The organism is Mesorhizobium sp. WSM2240, from assembly GCF_040438645.1.
Lineage (GTDB): Bacteria > Pseudomonadota > Alphaproteobacteria > Rhizobiales > Rhizobiaceae > Allomesorhizobium.
Map to the genome: position 1 here is coordinate 3,440,033 of NZ_CP159253.1, position 16,124 is coordinate 3,456,156.

Here is a 16,124-nt window from a genome sequence, read left to right on the forward strand (position 1 = left end):
ACGCCGCGGCTGGGAGCTGCGAACGCGACTGATTTGCCTGTACCAAGTGATTTTGCGCGACGTACGCGTGTCCCGCCCTTGTCCGGCGGCCATGAGCATCCGTTGAACTCTCTTGCAAACCGGCCATATCGCGCGATACCGCGGGGGTGGCGCTTGGCGTGCTCGGCGTCGTCATCTTCGGCGGCGCGCCCCGCGACCCGCGTGGCGCCTGCCGGGTTGGGCGCAGCAAAAAGGCCGGGCGAACCCGGCCTTTTCGAGAAGGGTCGCCCTTACTGGGCAGGCGCCGGCTCTGTGGTGTCGGCGGGCGGCATTGCCTCAGCAGGAGGCGTCGCCGGCTGCGTGGCGTCGGCAGGCGGCGTGGTGCTCTGGGTCGTTGTATTGTCGGCCGTATCGCTGCATGCCGCGATGGCGAAAAGAGCGATCGCGGAAGCGGAAGCCAAAAGCAATTTCTTCATTACAGTCTCCTCGTGATTACCCCCGGTCGCGCTATTAATACATTTGGCGCCGTCGGGTTTCGTCACGTCTGCTGTCATCGAGTAACAATCCGTCAGAAAGCGACGCGCAGCATAGGATAGCAACGACATGTGGCATCGTTGCGGCCTGAGCTGCGAGCCAGTATATGCCGACGCCTGATTTGCCGCTGGCCGGGAGAGATTACTATGACAAAGTGGGACTTCTGGATCGACCGCGGCGGCACCTTCACCGACATTATCGGCCGTAGTCCCGAGGGCGGATTGCATCCCCGCAAGCTGCTGTCGGAAAACCCGGAAGCCTACAGCGATGCGGCGATCCAGGGCATTCGCGACCTGCTCGGCGTGAAGTCCGGCGAGGCGATGCCGTCACATCTGATCGGCGACGTCAAGATGGGCACGACGGTCGCCACAAACGCCCTGCTGGAGCGCAAGGGCGATCGGGTTCTCCTGCTCATCAGCAAGGGGTTTCGCGATGCGCTCAGGATCGCCTACCAGGCCCGCCCCGACATTTTCGCCAAGGAGATCATTCTTCCTGAACAACTGTATGAAAAAGTTATCGAAGTCGACGAGCGCGTAGGCGCCGATGGCCTTGTGCACAAATTGTTGGATATCGCTGCAATCAAGCCCTCGATCGAACAGGCGAAAAACGATGGCGTCGACGCCGTCGCCATCGTTTTCATGCACGCCTGGAAGTTTCCCGAGCACGAGCGCGCCGTAGCCAGGCTCTGCCGCAAGCTCGGCTTCGGCCAGGTCTCGGTCAGCCACGAAGTCTCGCCGCTGGTCAAGCTCGTCGGCCGTGGCGACACCACGGTCGTCGACGCCTATCTGTCGCCGATCCTGTCGCGCTATGTCAGCCGCGTCGCGGGAGAGTTGGGGATTGAGACTGAGCGGGCAGAGCCCGCAAGCGCGACCGCGCACCGGCCGTCGTCGGCCGCCCTCGCGGAGGCCAGCGCGGAGCGCGATACGGCCGTGAGCGAAAAAACAAGATTGATGTTCATGATGTCGTCCGGCGGCCTCACCGCAGCCGACATGTTCCAGGGCAAGGACGCTATTCTGTCCGGGCCGGCGGGCGGCGTCGTCGGCATGGTGGAGACCGCAAAGCTCGCCGGCTTCGAAAAAGTCATCGGCTTCGACATGGGCGGCACCTCGACCGACGTGGCCCATTACGACGGCGAATATGAGCGCGCGTTCGACACCGAAGTCGCCGGTGTGCGCATCCGCGCCCCGATGATGCGCATCCACACGGTCGCGGCAGGCGGCGGCTCGATCCTGCATTTCGAGGCGGGCCGCTTCCGCGCCGGCCCGGATTCGGCCGGCGCCAATCCTGGCCCAGCCTGCTACCGCCGAGGCGGCCCGCTCGCTGTCACCGACGCCAATGTCATGCTGGGAAAACTCCAGCCCGATTTCTTCCCGGCGATCTTCGGCCCGGCGCAGGACCAGCCGCTCGACACGGCTGTCGTGAAGCAGAAGTTCGAAGACCTCGCCGCAGAGATCGGCGACGGCCGCAGTCCCGAATCTGTCGCCGAAGGCTTTATCACCATCGCGGTCGAGAACATGGCCAACGCCATCAAGAAGATCTCCGTCCAGCGCGGCTATGACGTCACCGAATATCTGCTCAACTGCTTCGGCGGCGCCGGCGGCCAGCATGCCTGCCTGGTGGCCGACGCGCTTGGCATGGAATCCGTGCTCATCCACCCCTTCTCCGGCCTGCTGTCGGCCTATGGCATTGGGCTTTCGGGCGTGTTCGCCTCGCGCCAGCAGGCGCTGCTGAAGCCGCTCGCCGACGAATCCCTTCCGGCAATCGACGAACTCATAAATGCCCTGAGCGACGGCGTGCGCGGCGAGTTGGCCGGTCAGGGCGTGCCTGCCGAAGCGGCGGCGCTGCGTCCCGTCCTGCATATCCGCTACGACGGCACCGACACCGCCCTGCCCGTCGGCTTCGCGGCGCGCTCCCTCGACCAGGCGCGCATCGACTTTGAGACGGCGCACAAGGCGCAGTTCGGCTTCGTCTATGAAAACAAGCCGATGATCGTCGAAACCGTCGACGTCGAAGGCGCGGACGGGCGCATGCGCGGACGCGGCGAAACCGACCTCCCGCTGGCCTCAGATGCGGCCCAGCCCGGCGAAACACGAAAATTGTTCAGCGACGGGGCGTGGCGGGACGCCGGCATTTTCCGCCGCGAGACGATGAGGCCCGGCCACAAGGTTTCCGGACCGGCGTTGATCATCGAGAGCCATCAGACCATCGTTGTCGAGCAGGGCTGGCAGGCGGAGATCACCCAAAAGGATCACGTGCTGATGCGGCGTGTCGAGAAGAAGCGCCGGCAGGCGGCCCTTGGCACCGAGGCCGACCCTGTCATGCTGGAGGTCTTCAACAACCTCTTCATGTCGATCGCCGAGCAGATGGGCGTGACGCTGCAGAACACCGCCTATTCGGTCAACATCAAGGAACGGCTTGACTTCTCCTGCGCCGTCTTCGACCGCAACGGCGCGCTGGTCGCCAATGCCCCGCACATGCCGGTGCACCTCGGCTCAATGGATCGCTCCGTCGAGACCATCATCCGGCTTAACGAGGGCGACATCCACCCGGGCGATGTGTTCGCGCTGAACGCGCCGTACAATGGCGGCACGCACCTTCCCGACATCACGGTCGTCACCCCGGTGTTCGACGACAGTGGCAACGAAATTCTGTTCTACGCCGCCTCGCGCGGCCATCATGCCGATGTCGGCGGCACCGCGCCCGGCTCGATGACGCCGCTCGCCACGACGGTCGACGAGGAAGGCGTTCTGATAGACAATTTCCGCCTCGTCGAGCGCGGCCGCTTCCGCGAGGAGGCGCTGCACACCCTCCTGACCGATCACCCATACCCCGCAAGAAACCCTCATCAGAACATCGCCGACCTCAAGGCGCAGATCGCCGCCAACGAGAAGGGCGTCGCCGAGCTCTGCAAGATGGTGACGCATTTCGGGCTGGATGTGGTCGAAGCCTATATGGGCCATGTCCAGGACAATGCCGCCGAGAGCGTGCGCCGTGTGCTGGAGCGCCTGCCGGACGTCTCCGAATACGAATACCCGACCGACACCGGCCAGATCATTAAGGTCAGGATCACCGTCGATCGCGAAAGGCGCGAGGCGACGGTCGATTTTACCGGCACCTCGCCGGTGATGACGAACAATTTCAACGCCCCCGAACCGGTCGCCCGCGCCGCCGTGCTCTATGCCTTCCGCGTCATGGTCGAGGACATGATCCCGATGAACGCCGGCTGTCTACGGCCGATCAACATCATCATTCCCGAAGGCTGCATGCTGCGGCCGAGTTATCCTGCGGCCGTCGTCGCCGGCAATGTCGAGACCTCGCAGCACGTCACCAATGCGATCTTCGGCGCCATGGGCGCGCTCGCCAATGCGCAGGGCACGATGAACAACCTGACCTATGGCAACAAGCAATATCAATACTATGAGACGATCTGCTCAGGTTCGCCGGCAGGCCGGATGAACGATGGCCGCGGCTTTCACGGCACATCGGGCGTCCATACCCACATGACCAATTCGCGGCTGACCGACCCCGAAATCCTCGAACTACGCTTTCCCGTGCTGCTGGAAGACTTTCACATCCGCGAAAATTCCGGCGGCAAGGGCAAATGGAACGCCGGCGACGGCACGCGCCGCACCATCCGCTTCCTCGAACGAATGGAATGCGCGATCCTGTCCTCGCATCGTTCCCACCCGCCGCGCGGGCTCGAAGGCGGCGGCGACGGCCAGGTCGGCAAGACCGAAATCCGCCGTAATGACGGTTCCGTCCAAACCCTGAAAGCCTGCGACCAGACGGTTCTGGAATCCGGCGAAGCGGTGATCGTCACCACGCCGACGCCGGGAGGATTCGGGCGTGGCTGAACCGCCGCGCTTCCTATTCGAGGTTGGTCTGGATCCAGCGTGGCGACAGGTGAATGTCGAGCGTCTGGAGGCGTCCGGGTCCCAGATTGACGAATCGGTGCGGCAGCCCGGCAGGTCCTAGCACCGTCTCTCCGGCCTCTGCATCGATCGTCTGGTCGCCGACGAAGAACCGCGCGCGGCCCTGCTGGATAACGAAAACCTCGTCATAAGGATGGACATGCAACACGGGGCCAGTCCCCGGCTCGTCGTTGCCATAGGTGAGCACCGTTATCTGCGTTGCCAAGGCCTCGCCGTTGATCGAGCCGCGATAAGGACCGTCGCGGGTGCCGTCGAAAAGCCTGGCCTTGGCAGGTGGACGACCGTCCGGGGTGACGGTCGCAGGATCGAAGTCGCGCCGGGTCATGAAACCTCCTGATTGAACCACGAGGATGCTCGGCGCGAGAGATGTGGGCAAGCCCCGTGGGGCCTTAAGCCGCCAGTTCCCCCTTTTCTGCCATCTCGTCCAAACGCGCATAGCTCGCCTCCATGCCCTGGTCCATGCCGGTCGCGAGCATCGCCTCCCGCGTCTCCTTGTCCGGCAAGGTCATGCGCATGGTCATCAGCGTGCCGGAGCCGTCCGGCTCGAAACGCGTTTCGACATGGTTGTCGGGCGTCTGGTCGGGAATGAACATCCGTTCGACATGAACGATGCGGCTGTAGGGTTCGACCTCGATGTATTCGCCGGTCAGATGAACCGCATGGTCCTGCCACCTCCACTCGAAGCGGATCTTTCCGCCGGACTTGGGCTCGCTGATGCAGACCGGCATGGTGCCGCCTTCGGGGCCGAGCATCCATTTCTGAAGGAGCGCCGGCTCCGTGTGGGCGCGGAACACCGCCTTGGGCGGCGCAGCGAAACGACGGGTGACGACGACATGCGTATCGCCTTCGGTCTTCAGCGTCAGCTTGCTCATGATCTGTCCCTTCCTTCCTCGTTTTCCATTTCGGCCAGAACACCGTCCAGCCGGTCGTAATTGCGCGCCATCGCTTCCCTCAACCATTCGAGCCACCGGTCGATTTCGGTGATCGCCTGCGGCGCCAGGCGGCACGGGCGCTTGGTGCCCTCCACGCGCCGTAGGATGAGCCCGGCTTCCTCGAGCACCTTCAGGTGACGCGAGACGGCGGGCTGGGTCATCTCGAACGGCTCGGCCAACTCCATCACCGTGGCTTCGCCAAGCGCCAGGCGCGCGAGAATCGCACGCCTGGTCGGATCGGCGAGAGCCGAGAATGCGGAGTCGAGATCGAGCATTTGCGGCAGATCCATTTATATAATATGCTTGTTATATAACAAGCTTGTTTTGTCAAGCCGCATCGATAGCTGCCGCCTCCCTGCTTTGGCAACGCCAAAGCCGCAACCGTCATTCTCCCGTCATCGACATGTCATCCGCGCGTCATCGCCATGGCTTAGCCGGGACACGGTCTCACAATGAGGGAACCGCGGCATGACCGACCTTTCCGCCGAACTTGCACCGCGCCGCAAGCGGCCGATCCGCGATGCGGTCTACCAGAACCGCGCGCTCTCCAAGGCGGGCCTGTCGGAGCGCCTGTTCACGCTCCTTTTCTCCGGCCTGGTCTATCCGCAGATCTGGGAAGATCCCGAAATCGACATGGAGGCGATGGCGCTCACCGAGGGCCACCGCATCGTCACCATCGCATCGGGCGGCTGCAACGTTCTCGCCTATCTGACACGCTCGCCGGCGCGGATCGACGCGGTCGACCTGAACACCGCCCACATCGCGCTGAACCGCATGAAGCTCGCCGCGATTCGCCACCTGCCATCCCAGGCCGATTTGTTCCGCTTCTTCGGCGAGGCAGGCAACCGCCACAATTCCGCGGCCTATGACCGCTTCATCGCTCCGCACCTCGACCGCGCCAGCCGGGACTATTGGGAAAAGTGCAATTGGCGCGGCAAGCGCCGCATCGCTGCCTTCGAAGGCAATTTTTACCAGCGTGGCCTGCTAGGCCTGTTCATAGCCGTTGGCCATCGCGTGGCGCGGCTCTATGGTGTCGATGTTAAGGAGATCATGACGGCCGAAACGCTCCAGGATCAGCGCGCCTATTTCGAAAGGCGCCTGGCTCCGATTTTCCGCCGCCCGCTCTTGCGCTGGGCCACCTCGCGCAAGGCCTCGCTGTTCGGCCTCGGCATTCCGCCGGCGCAGTATGATTCGCTGATAACCTCCGGCGACGGCACGATGGCCAGCGTACTCTCGGCGCGGCTCGAAAAACTCGCCTGCGACTTCCCGCTGAAGGAAAATTATTTCGCCTGGCAGGCCTTCGCCCGCCGCTATCCCGCGCCCGGAGAGGCCGCCCTGCCCGCATATCTCGACGCGGCGAACTACGCCGCGATCCGGCGCAATCTCTACCGCGTCTCAATCCACCATGCGAATTTCACTGAACTGCTGGCTGCCAAGGGCGCGGGCCAGGTCGACCGCTTCGTGCTGCTCGACGCGCAGGACTGGATGACCGACCGGCAGCTCAACGATCTCTGGACCGAGATCACCCGCACGGCGGCGCCCGGCGCGCGCGTCATCTTCCGCACGGCAGCCGAGCCCAGCCTGCTTCCCGGCCGTGTCTCCCAGGCATTGCTCGACCAGTGGAGCTACGAAGCGGAGACTTCGCGAGAACTCTCCGCCCGTGATCGTTCCGCCATCTATGGCGGTTTCCACCTCTATGTGAAGAAGTCCTGATGAGCGCGGGCGAAACCGCCCATGCCGCGCTGATGGACGGCGTCTATCGCCATCAGCGCCATGTCTACGACCTCACCCGCAAATACTATCTCCTCGGCCGCGACCGGCTTATCGAAGGGCTCGGCGTTCCGCCGGGCGGAACCGTGCTGGAACTCGGCTGCGGCACCGGCCGCAACCTGGTCCAGGCGGCGCGGCGCTATCCCGATGCCCGCTTCTTCGGCATCGACATTTCGCTCGCAATGCTGGAAACGGCCTCGGCGGCAATCGCGCGCCACAGCCTTTCCGGACGCACGGCGCTTGCGAAGGGCGACGCCACCGATTTCGACGCAAACGTTCTTTTCGGCCGACCGGCCTTCGACCGAATCTTCATCTCCTATGCGCTGTCGATGATCCCCGGCTGGGAGAAAACCATCCCGGCAGCGCTCGCCTCGCTTGCGCCCGGCGGATCGCTGCACATCGTCGATTTCGGCCAACAGGACGGCCTTCCGCACTGGTTCCGCTCGGGCCTGCGCACCTGGCTGGCAAAGTTCCACGTCGAGCCCCGTGATTCTCTACGCGAAGTTCTGGAATCGGAATGCCAGCGGACCGGCGCAAGCCTTTCGTTCGAAACGCTTTATCGCGGCTACGCGGTGCGTGCCGTCGTGACGCGAGCAAGCTGAGAACGCCCTACTCAGCCCCCTGTGCCAGGGCCTCAACCAGCGCCTGCGGCTTATAGCCGAGCTTCGACGGCGTTAGCCCGAGTCGCACCACGACCAGGCGCTTTGAAGGCAGAACCGCGATCGACTGGCCGTCATGGCCGAGCAGCCAGAATGTGTCGTCCAGCAGGTCGAAACCCGCGTCCGGATCCTGCCCCGGAGGCGTTCCAGCCAACGGTCCGTGCAGCCAGAGCTGCCCGCGCCCATATTCGCCCTTCGAGGCCGGCGCCGGCTCCCGCATCCATGTCGCGAATCCCGGCGGCAGGAGTTCTTCCCCGCTCCAGACGCCGTCCTGAGCCAGGAACTGCCCGAACCGCGCCCAGTCGCGCGCCGTCGCATACATGTAGGACGAGCCGGCGAAAGTGCCGCGCGCATCGGTTTCAAGGACGGCGCTGGTCATCCCCAGCGGGCCGAACAGCGCTTCCCGCGGCCATGCCAGCGCCTGTTCCGGGTCGCCCACCGCATCCTGCCACAGCCGCGACAGCAGCACCGTCGTGCCGCTCGAATAGCTGAAGGTCGTTCCTACCGGCTGGATCAGCGGCTTTGCGGCCGCAAAGCCTGCCATGTCGGGTTCCAGATAGAGCATTCGCGTCACGTCGGTGACGTCGCCGTAATCCTCGTTGAATTCGAGCCCGCTCGACATCGCCATCAGGTCTGCGACGCTGATCTCGGCTCGCCCATCGTCTACCCAGCCCTCGAACAGCCCTCGCCGGTTCACGTCCATCCGGCCTTCCCTGACCAGCGTGCCGATGATGGCAGCGGTCACGCTCTTGGTGATCGACCAGCCGAGCAAGGGCGTCTCGGCTGAAAACCCTTGGCCGTAGCGCTCGCCGACGATACGGCCGTCCCGCACCACCACGACAGCGCGCATACCCGGCCCGGTCATCGCAGGGTCGTCGAGGATCGCCGCAATCCCGGGATCCTGCGACGACTCGACCCGGTTTCCCTCCGGCCATAACTCATCCGAAAGCTCGGGCAGCGTCTGCATCGCGATGTCGGTCATCTGCGCCGACGCCAGATCGCCGTCCGGAACCGCCGCACAGCCGAAGCCGGTTCGGTCGACCGCCAATGCCTTGCCGAACACGCCGAACAGCCCCGCCGAGACCGTCCCGGCGCTTCCGTCGACAACAACATTGATCAGCTTCAGGATCGGATGCCCCGGTGCCTGCACGTCGGCCTGCAGGACCTCACCGGCATTGCGCCCGGCCACAAATACATTGGAGCAGACGATCTTCGCTGAATAACCCGCTGCCACCCGGATCATCGCCGGGGGCGCGAAATAGAGCCACGCCGCAAGCCCGATCAGCGCGACAACGGCCAATCCCGCCAGCCATTTCGCGATTTTCAGCGCAATTCGCATTCCGCCTCCACGTAGCCGCCATCGTTCCGCCGCAATTCCTCACGGAAATTTCGCGGCCTGTCGAGCGGGATCAACCGATTGTCAACCATGATCGGCCAATACTGGGATATTCCGGCCGGTCACGAGAGGGCGGCCCGACGATTGCACCGGCTGCGCGTCCAAGGGGGACACGCATAAATATCCGGACGGGCTAAACCCGTCCAACAGGAGACGCGATGCGCCGATTTCCGGCTCTGATCCTGCTGGCGCTGCTTGCCGCCTGCACGACCATGGACGATCTCGCGCCGGTCGCTACCGGCGAGGACTCCGGCCCCAGCTCCGCGGTTTCGGTCGGCTACCCGCGCTTCGACGACAGCGACCCGCATGATTGGCAGGGTCGCACGCCTTGGAACCACGCCGTGCACGGCACCGACGTGTCGAAATACCAGTCGTCCGTCGACTGGCAGACCGCCAAGGCAAGCGGCATATCCTTCGCCTTCATCAAGGCGACCGAAGGCGGCGACCGCATCGACAACTATTTTGCCGAGCATTGGCACGGAACAAAGGCTGCCGGCGTGCCGCGCAGCGCCTATCATTTCTATTATTTCTGCCGCCCCGCCACCGAGCAGGCGGCCTGGTTCATCCGCAACGTGCCCCGCGACCGCTCGGCTCTGCCGCCGGTGCTCGACATGGAGTGGAACCCGCAATCGCCGACCTGCAAGCTCCGCCCGCCCCCTGCTACGGTGCGCAGCGAGATGAAGACATTCCTGGATATCGTCGAAAGACACTACGGCAAGAAACCGATCATCTACACCTCGATCGACTTCTTCGAAGATAACGGCCTCGCCAGCTTTACAGGCTATCCCTACTGGCTTCGCTCGGTCGCCGGCCATCCGAGCGACCGTTATGGCGCACATCCTTTCGTGTTTTGGCAATATACGGGAACCGGCGTCGTTCCTGGCATCAAGGGCAATGCCGACATCAACGTCTTCAACGGCAGCCCCTCCGCCTGGAAGAAGTGGCTGAAGGCGAATACACACTAAGCGCCGACCTCGCCCGCTTTTCGCCACGACTTTTGGGCAGACGACTGCCTGGAATCAGGAGCATTGAATGATGAAATCGCGAACGACCGCGCTCGCGCTGCTGGCCACCTTCGCGGCTGCGCCCGCCATGGCCCAGGAGTGCGGCGGCGATTTCGACGCGTGGCGCGCGGCTGTCGCGACCGAAGCCAGGGCTGCGGGGGTCGGCGACACCGGCCTTGCTGCGCTGGAGCGGGCGAGCGTCGACCGGAAGGTGCTGGAGCGCGACCGCGCCCAAGGCGTCTTTACCCAGAGCTTCATCGAGTTTTCCTCCCGCATGATCTCCGACTACCGGCTGAAGCACGGCGCAGCCAATCTCAAGAAATACGCCGATGTCTTCGCCCGCGCCGAACAGGAATTCGGCGTGCAGGGCCCGGTTATTGCCGCCTTCTGGGCGCTGGAGACGGATTTCGGCGCGGTTCAGGGCGATTTCGACACGGTCAATGCGCTGTTGACGCTCGCGCATGATTGTCGGCGGCCGGAACTGTTCCGCCCGCAGGTGGTGCCGCTGCTCACCCTCATCGACCGCGGCATTCTTCCGGCAGGCGTCAAGGGCGCATGGGCCGGCGAAGTCGGGCAGACGCAGCTCCTGCCCTCCGACTATCTCGCGCGTGGGGTCGATGGCGACGGCGACGGCCGTGTCGACCTGCGCAACAGCGCGCCCGACGTGATCATGACCACGGGCAACAAGATCCTGTCGCGCGGCTGGAAACGCGGAGAGCCGTGGATCGAAGAGGTCCGCGTGCCAGAAGCCATGCCATGGGAACAGACCGGCCGCACGAACAAGCTGCCTTTGTCGCAATGGACCGAATGGGGTGTGACCCGTCGCGACGGCTCGCCGCTGGCCGATAACGGCCTGAAGGCCGGACTGGTCCTGCCGATGGGGCACAAGGGCCCGGCTTTCCTCACCTACGACAATTACGACGTCTATCTCGAATGGAACCAGTCGATCACCTACACGCTGACCGCCGCAAACCTCGCCGCCCGGCTTGCCGCCGCGCCGGCCTATGACAGGCGCAATCCCGAGCCGGGCCTCGACGGCGACCAGATGAAGGAACTGCAGCACAGGCTCCAGGCGAAAGGCTATGATGTCGGCGGAATAGACGGCATCCTCGGCACCAACACCCGCGAGGCCGTAAGGCAGGAGCAGATGCGTCTTGGTCTGCCAGTCGATGGCTGGCCGACGCCGGCCCTGCTCGCAGGGCTGAAAGGGAGTAGGGAGTAGTAGCCCCTACTCCCTACTCCCTACTCCCTACTCCCTACTCCCTACTCCCTACTCCCTACTCCCTACTCCCTACTCCCTACTCCCTACTCCCTCACCACTCACTCCGCCGCCATGGTTTCCATGCTGGCAAGGCCCTGCGGTGCGTCCCCCGCCTCGAACGGCGTCGTGACTTCGACGAAGGTGTCGGGATAAAAGCCGTTGAACCGCGTCCTGAGCGATAGCGAATAGGCGCCGATATGGCCGATCTCGATCCAGTCGCCAGTGTCGATCGTCTCAGGCAGCCAGAACGGCCGTGACAGTATGTCGACCGAATCGCAGGTCGCGCCGCACACCCTGAACGGCACGATGTTCTGCTCCGAGCCATTGCGCGAGCGGATCGCCGGGTCGGGAATGAAACGGGCCGGCAGCGCCAGCTTGCCAGTCCAGGAGTCCGACAGCGACGCCCAGATGCCGTCGTTGATGTAGATGCGGCGACCTTTCCTCAGCAGGACGCGTACGATGAGCGAGAAGGCGCGCGCCACGATGACGCGGCCGGGCTCGGCGACAAGCGGCATCTCGTCGAACTGATATTCTTTCAGGTCGCCGCGCAGCCTTGACATGATCTGGCCGATCGACGGCATTTCCGGCTTCTTGCTGTTGGGATCGCTGCCGTAATCGGCGGGAAAGCCGCCGCCGACATCGAGCCCGGCAATGTCGAAGCTGACGCGGTTTCGCACCCAGTCGGCGGAGGCGAGCGCCCGCTCGTAGGTGTCGGGGTCCTGGATCTGGCTGCCGACATGGAAGCACAGCCCGACCTTGTAGCCGTTGCGGTTCAGCCGCTCGGCGAGTTCGACCGCATAGGCCGGCCCTGCGCCGAATTTCTTCGACAGTTCGTATGCCGCCGAGCCCTTGGTCTGGATGCGCACGAACACCGTGATTGCGCCGGGATCGATGTCGAGCGCGCGCACCACCCGCGTCAGCTTAGTGATCTCATCCTCATGGTCGATCGCGATCACCCTGATGCCGTATTTCTCCAGTGCCAGCCGAATGTCCGACTGCGCCTTCACCGGATGCATGTAGAGCATCTCGGCGTCGGCCGAGACTGCCCGGACAGCCGCGAATTCGCCGGGCGATGCCACGTCGAATGCCGTCACGCCGGCCTCGACCAGCGTCTCCAGCACCATGTGCTCGCCATTGGTCTTCACGGCATAGGCGGTCTTGCCGGGAAACATGTCCATGAACTGCCGGCAGTCGGCTTTCAGCACCTCGGGGCGAAAGCAATAGATCGGATCGTCGGGACGAAGGGCGAGAGCGGCCTCTTTCGCATTCTCGAATCGCTGCATCGGGTGCTCCTCGACCATCGCCGATACTTAGGACAGGTTCGCCGCAAAGGGAACGATTCTGTGCCTCTCGCACCGTTCCATCCATGGCAGGAGTAAAGCCGCGCCGCGCGGGAATCGGGTGGCTGTGGCAGCCGAATGCCGCTAAGGCTTGGCGCGGACAATCAATCCAGAGGCTTCGATGACTGCGATTCCCGCGCCGGTTTCAGCGCAGAAGATCATGACGGCCCGGGATTGGGCGCAGCTTTTCCTGCTGGGCGCGATCTGGGGCGGATCGTTCTTCTTCGCGCGCATCGCAGTCGCCGAAATCCCGCCGCTGACGCTGGTGCTGTTCCGCGTCGCCATCGCCGCCATCGCGCTCCACCTCTATCTTCTGGCGCGAGGCCCGTCCTTCAAGCTCGCTCTGCCCCATGCGGCCAGCTTCTTCCTGCTGGCGCTCTTGAACAACGTCGTCCCCTTTTCGTTGATCTTTGCCGGCCAGACCGTGCTAGGCGCCGGCCTTGCCTCGGTGCTCAACGCGACCACGCCGTTCTGGACGCTGATTGTGGCCAACATGTTGACCAGCGACGAGAAGCTGAGCTGGAATAAGGTTGCCGGCATCCTGCTCGGCATCGCCGGCACGGCGGTGATGATCGGGCCGGGCCTGATCGCGGGCCTGGGCGGTCCGGTCTGGGCCAAGTTCGCGCTTGTCGGCGCTTCGCTCTCCTACGCCTTCGCACTGATCGTCGCCCGCCGTTTCAAGGGCGTGCCGCCTGCCGTTGTGGCGACCGGCCAGCTGACCGCTTCGACGGTGATGATGCTGCCCGTCGTGCTCGCCATGCACGGCACAGCGGGCCTGTTCGAAGCGAGCGCCCCGGTGTGGACCGCGGTTCTTGCGCTGGCGCTCGTCTCCACCGCCTTCGCCTACATCCTCTATTTCAATGTCATCGCATCCGCCGGAGCCACCAACGCCTCGCTGGTCACGCTGATCGTGCCCGCAAGCGCCATCCTGCTCGGCATCGCCTTTCTCGGCGAGCGGCTCGATCTTTTCGAGCTGGCCGGCATGGCGCTGATCGCGTTCGGCCTGGTCACGATCGACGGCAGGCTGCTGCGCCGGTAACGCGATTTGCACTTTTATTCACAGGCCGTGAAGCTGATTTTAGCCGAGTATTTTCAAGGGCTAGCACGACGCAGTTGGTCGGATTTTTCACATTCCTGCCGCATTGCAGCACGTTTTCCGCTTGCCTGTTGCCTAAAGTCCCATAGACTCGTCGTGCAGCTCTAACAAGGAGGCTACGCATGGGACTTACACGGCCAATCAACGCATTGATGATTTGTGCTGCGTTCGCCTTTATCGGCGCCCTGATCATGGGAGTTCTTCCTTAAGCCACCGAAGCTTGGAGGAGGCCAGCGCAGCTGGCAAGGATAGCGAAAAGGCCGGGTCCAATCGCCCGGCCTTTTTCTATGCCGCCGCGAAGCCTTCAGCCGCAACTGTCGTGTCATGAGCGCGGATGCCGATCATGTGGCAGATCGCCACGACGAGGTCGGCACGGTTCATCGTATAGAAATGGAAGTCGCTCACGCCGCGTTCGACCAGGTCCATCACCTGCTCGGCAGCAACCGCCGAGGCAACCAGCGCATGCGTCTGCGGATCATCGTCCAGCCCTTCGAAGCGCTCCGCCAGCCAGGCCGGGACATGAGCCCCCGCCCTTGACGAAAAGTTCGCCACCTGCCGGAAACTATGGACCGGCTGGATACCCGGCACTATGGGGATATAGATGCCGGCCCGACGTACCCGCTCGACATAGCGTTCGTAGATATCGTTGTCGAAGAAGAACTGAGTGATCGCGCGCGTCGCGCCATTGTCGACCTTGCGCTTCAGCATCTCGATGTCCGTCGCGAAGTCCGGGCTCTCCGGATGTTTCTCGGGATAGGCCGCGACGGAAATGTCGAAATCGGAGATCGCCCGCAGGCCCGCCACCAGTTCGGCGCCGTTCTCGTACCCTCCCGGATAGGGAGTATACGCCTGGCCGACGCCGGCCGCCGGGTCGCCGCGCAGGGCGACGAAGCGTTTGATGCCGAGCGCATCATATTCGCGGATGACTGCATCCACCTCCTCTCTTGAGGCGCCGACGCAGGTCAGATGCGCCGCTGCCGGAATGCTCGTCTCGGTCAGGATGCGCTTGACCGTGCGGGCGGTGCGCTCACGTGTCGATCCGCCGGCGCCATAGGTCACCGAGACGAATTTCGGCTGCAGCGGCTCGAGCCGCGTCACCGTATTCCAGAGCCGCGCCTCCATTTCGTCGGTCTTGGGCGGGAAGAACTCGAACGAGACACGGATCCTGTCGCCAATGTCGGGGCGGCGCGAAAAGCGGAACTGGTTCATCAGGCGGTTTCCCTCTGCTCGGCGTTTCGCGCCGGGTCGGCAATCAGCATCCGGCGGTCGCGCCCGAGCCATAGCTTCACGGTAAGCTTCGCCTCGGTTGCGGCGCGTGGTTCGAAATCCAGCGTCTCCTCGAGATCGAGCCCTGCCTCCGCGAACCATTCCGCGATCTGGCGGTCGGAAAAGCCGAGCCTGATATGGGCATGCTCCTCGCGCAGGAATTCCAGCGCATGCGGTGCGAAATCGACGATGACCAGTCTGCCCGACGGCCGCAGCAGGCGCGCCGCTTCGCGGATGCCGGTTGCCGGATCGTCGAGATAGTGAAGAACCTGGTGCATGGTGACCAGATCGAAGGCGTCGCGCTCGACCGGCGGCGCGAAGATGTCGCCCTGGCGCACCTGTGCGTTCGACACCCCCGCTCTGTCCAGATTGGCGCGGGCGACCGTCAGCATTTCGCGCGACATGTCGATGCCGACGCCTCGCCTGTATAGCGGCGCGAAAAGCTCCAGCAGCCTGCCAGTGCCGGTGCCGAGATCGAGCATGGCCTGGAACGGCCGTTTGCCGACGAGCTTCAGCAGCGCCGCCTCGACGGCGCGGTCCGGCGCGTGCAGCGAGCGTATCTGGTCCCAACTCGCGGCGTTGCGGCTGAAATAGGAGGCCGCGCGCTCCTGACGCTTGCGCTTGACGCTGGCCAGCCGCTCCAGATCGCGCTCGATCTGCGGATCGCCATCATGCACCCGCGACACCAGCCCGTTTACGAAATCGCGGGCCACGTCGTCGTCCGTCAGCCGGAAAAACGCCCATGAACCTTCCTGGTATCGCTCGATCAGTCCCGCTTCGAGCAACAGCTTGAGATGGCGCGAAACGCGCGGCTGCGACTGGTTGAGAATCTCGGTCAGGTCCGAAACGGTGAGATCCCCTCGCGAAATCAACGCCAATATCCGCAAACGGCTGGATTCGGCCGCCGCCTTCAATGTATCAACCATCAGGTCCAGGGTTACGCGCATGACTGTTG

The 16,124-nt window shown here is 64.0% G+C and carries 14 protein-coding genes; 7 read left to right on the top strand and 7 right to left on the bottom strand.

The features are described 5' to 3' along the window. Positions 1-216: 216 nt before the first annotated feature. Together ABVK50_RS17145 and ABVK50_RS17150 are read left to right on the top strand one after the other, a co-directional pair. Complete coding sequence (locus ABVK50_RS17145) at positions 217-471, top strand: hypothetical protein (protein ID WP_353645430.1); 255 nt, start codon at positions 217-219, stop codon at positions 469-471. A gap of 188 nt (positions 472-659) precedes the next feature. Continuing rightward, positions 660-4,367 carry a hydantoinase B/oxoprolinase family protein gene (locus ABVK50_RS17150; RefSeq protein ID WP_353645429.1) on the top strand — a complete coding sequence of 1,236 codons (3,708 nt, stop codon included), beginning with the start codon at positions 660-662 and terminating at the stop codon, positions 4,365-4,367. A 13-nt stretch (positions 4,368-4,380) separates the two neighbouring features. Here ABVK50_RS17150 and ABVK50_RS17155 read toward each other — a convergent pair whose 3' ends face one another. The 3 genes from ABVK50_RS17155 to ABVK50_RS17165 form a co-directional block, all read right to left on the bottom strand. Continuing rightward, a complete protein-coding gene (locus ABVK50_RS17155) occupies positions 4,381-4,770 on the bottom strand; it encodes a cupin domain-containing protein (protein ID WP_353645428.1) in 390 nt (129 codons plus the stop codon). A gap of 64 nt (positions 4,771-4,834) precedes the next feature. Then, positions 4,835-5,317, bottom strand: coding sequence for an SRPBCC domain-containing protein (locus tag ABVK50_RS17160; protein WP_353645427.1), 483 nt, complete (start codon positions 5,315-5,317; stop codon positions 4,835-4,837). Further along, positions 5,314-5,652 carry a metalloregulator ArsR/SmtB family transcription factor gene (locus ABVK50_RS17165; protein WP_353645911.1) on the bottom strand — a complete coding sequence of 113 codons (339 nt, stop codon included), beginning with the start codon at positions 5,650-5,652 and terminating at the stop codon, positions 5,314-5,316. Before ABVK50_RS17165 ends, ABVK50_RS17160 begins: the two co-directional genes overlap by 4 nt. 193 nt (positions 5,653-5,845) lie before the next feature. Between ABVK50_RS17165 and ABVK50_RS17170 the strand changes: the two genes are divergently transcribed. Continuing rightward, the gene (locus ABVK50_RS17170) at positions 5,846-7,090 is read left to right on the top strand and encodes a DUF3419 family protein (RefSeq protein WP_353645426.1); all 1,245 of its coding nucleotides are present in this window, start codon (positions 5,846-5,848) and stop codon (positions 7,088-7,090) included. Next, positions 7,090-7,749, top strand: a complete 660-nt coding sequence (locus tag ABVK50_RS17175; RefSeq protein WP_353645425.1) for a class I SAM-dependent methyltransferase — start codon at positions 7,090-7,092, stop codon at positions 7,747-7,749. The genes ABVK50_RS17170 and ABVK50_RS17175 overlap by 1 nt, the downstream gene beginning before the upstream one ends. A 7-nt stretch (positions 7,750-7,756) precedes the next feature. Here ABVK50_RS17175 and ABVK50_RS17180 read toward each other — a convergent pair whose 3' ends face one another. Continuing rightward, a complete protein-coding gene (locus ABVK50_RS17180; RefSeq protein ID WP_353645424.1) occupies positions 7,757-9,145 on the bottom strand; it encodes a serine hydrolase in 1,389 nt (462 codons plus the stop codon). Positions 9,146-9,360: 215 nt separating this feature from the next. On the opposite strand from ABVK50_RS17180, the gene ABVK50_RS17185 reads away from it, so the two are divergent. Then, positions 9,361-10,167, top strand: a complete 807-nt coding sequence (locus ABVK50_RS17185) for a GH25 family lysozyme (RefSeq protein WP_353645423.1) — start codon at positions 9,361-9,363, stop codon at positions 10,165-10,167. 70 nt (positions 10,168-10,237) lie between these two features. Next, positions 10,238-11,428, top strand: coding sequence for a lytic murein transglycosylase (locus ABVK50_RS17190; protein WP_353645910.1), 1,191 nt, complete (start codon positions 10,238-10,240; stop codon positions 11,426-11,428). A 98-nt stretch (positions 11,429-11,526) separates the two neighbouring features. On the opposite strand, the gene ABVK50_RS17195 is transcribed toward ABVK50_RS17190, so the two are convergent. Continuing rightward, on the bottom strand, positions 11,527-12,750 hold the full coding sequence (locus ABVK50_RS17195; RefSeq protein ID WP_353645422.1) for an alanine racemase: 1,224 nt from the start codon (positions 12,748-12,750) through the stop codon (positions 11,527-11,529). Positions 12,751-12,928: 178 nt separating this feature from the next. Between ABVK50_RS17195 and ABVK50_RS17200 the strand changes: the two genes are divergently transcribed. Beyond that, positions 12,929-13,846, top strand: a complete 918-nt coding sequence (locus ABVK50_RS17200) for a DMT family transporter (RefSeq protein ID WP_353645421.1) — start codon at positions 12,929-12,931, stop codon at positions 13,844-13,846. Between the two features lie 342 nt (positions 13,847-14,188). On the opposite strand, the gene metF is transcribed toward ABVK50_RS17200, so the two are convergent. Beyond that, positions 14,189-15,112, bottom strand: a complete 924-nt coding sequence (gene metF, locus ABVK50_RS17205; protein WP_353645420.1) for a methylenetetrahydrofolate reductase [NAD(P)H] — start codon at positions 15,110-15,112, stop codon at positions 14,189-14,191. Next, positions 15,112-16,116 carry a metalloregulator ArsR/SmtB family transcription factor gene (locus ABVK50_RS17210; RefSeq protein ID WP_353645419.1) on the bottom strand — a complete coding sequence of 335 codons (1,005 nt, stop codon included), beginning with the start codon at positions 16,114-16,116 and terminating at the stop codon, positions 15,112-15,114. The genes metF and ABVK50_RS17210 overlap by 1 nt, the downstream gene beginning before the upstream one ends. Positions 16,117-16,124: the final 8 nt, after the last annotated feature.

Excerpts from the sequence above, each read along its gene's own strand:
- ABVK50_RS17150 (WP_353645429.1), top strand. The coding sequence starts at position 660 with ATGACAAAGTGGGACTTCTGGATCGACCGCGGCGGCACCTTCACCGAC.
- ABVK50_RS17155 (WP_353645428.1), bottom strand. The coding sequence starts at position 4,770 with ATGACCCGGCGCGACTTCGATCCTGCGACCGTCACCCCGGACGGTCGT.
- ABVK50_RS17160 (WP_353645427.1), bottom strand. The coding sequence starts at position 5,317 with ATGAGCAAGCTGACGCTGAAGACCGAAGGCGATACGCATGTCGTCGTC.
- ABVK50_RS17165 (WP_353645911.1), bottom strand. The coding sequence starts at position 5,652 with ATGCTCGATCTCGACTCCGCATTCTCGGCTCTCGCCGATCCGACCAGG.
- ABVK50_RS17170 (WP_353645426.1), top strand. The coding sequence starts at position 5,846 with ATGACCGACCTTTCCGCCGAACTTGCACCGCGCCGCAAGCGGCCGATC.
- ABVK50_RS17175 (WP_353645425.1), top strand. The coding sequence starts at position 7,090 with ATGAGCGCGGGCGAAACCGCCCATGCCGCGCTGATGGACGGCGTCTAT.
- ABVK50_RS17180 (WP_353645424.1), bottom strand. The coding sequence starts at position 9,145 with ATGCGAATTGCGCTGAAAATCGCGAAATGGCTGGCGGGATTGGCCGTT.
- ABVK50_RS17185 (WP_353645423.1), top strand. The coding sequence starts at position 9,361 with ATGCGCCGATTTCCGGCTCTGATCCTGCTGGCGCTGCTTGCCGCCTGC.
- ABVK50_RS17190 (WP_353645910.1), top strand. The coding sequence starts at position 10,238 with ATGAAATCGCGAACGACCGCGCTCGCGCTGCTGGCCACCTTCGCGGCT.
- ABVK50_RS17195 (WP_353645422.1), bottom strand. The coding sequence starts at position 12,750 with ATGCAGCGATTCGAGAATGCGAAAGAGGCCGCTCTCGCCCTTCGTCCC.
- ABVK50_RS17200 (WP_353645421.1), top strand. The coding sequence starts at position 12,929 with ATGACTGCGATTCCCGCGCCGGTTTCAGCGCAGAAGATCATGACGGCC.
- metF (WP_353645420.1), bottom strand. The coding sequence starts at position 15,112 with ATGAACCAGTTCCGCTTTTCGCGCCGCCCCGACATTGGCGACAGGATC.
- ABVK50_RS17210 (WP_353645419.1), bottom strand. The coding sequence starts at position 16,116 with ATGCGCGTAACCCTGGACCTGATGGTTGATACATTGAAGGCGGCGGCC.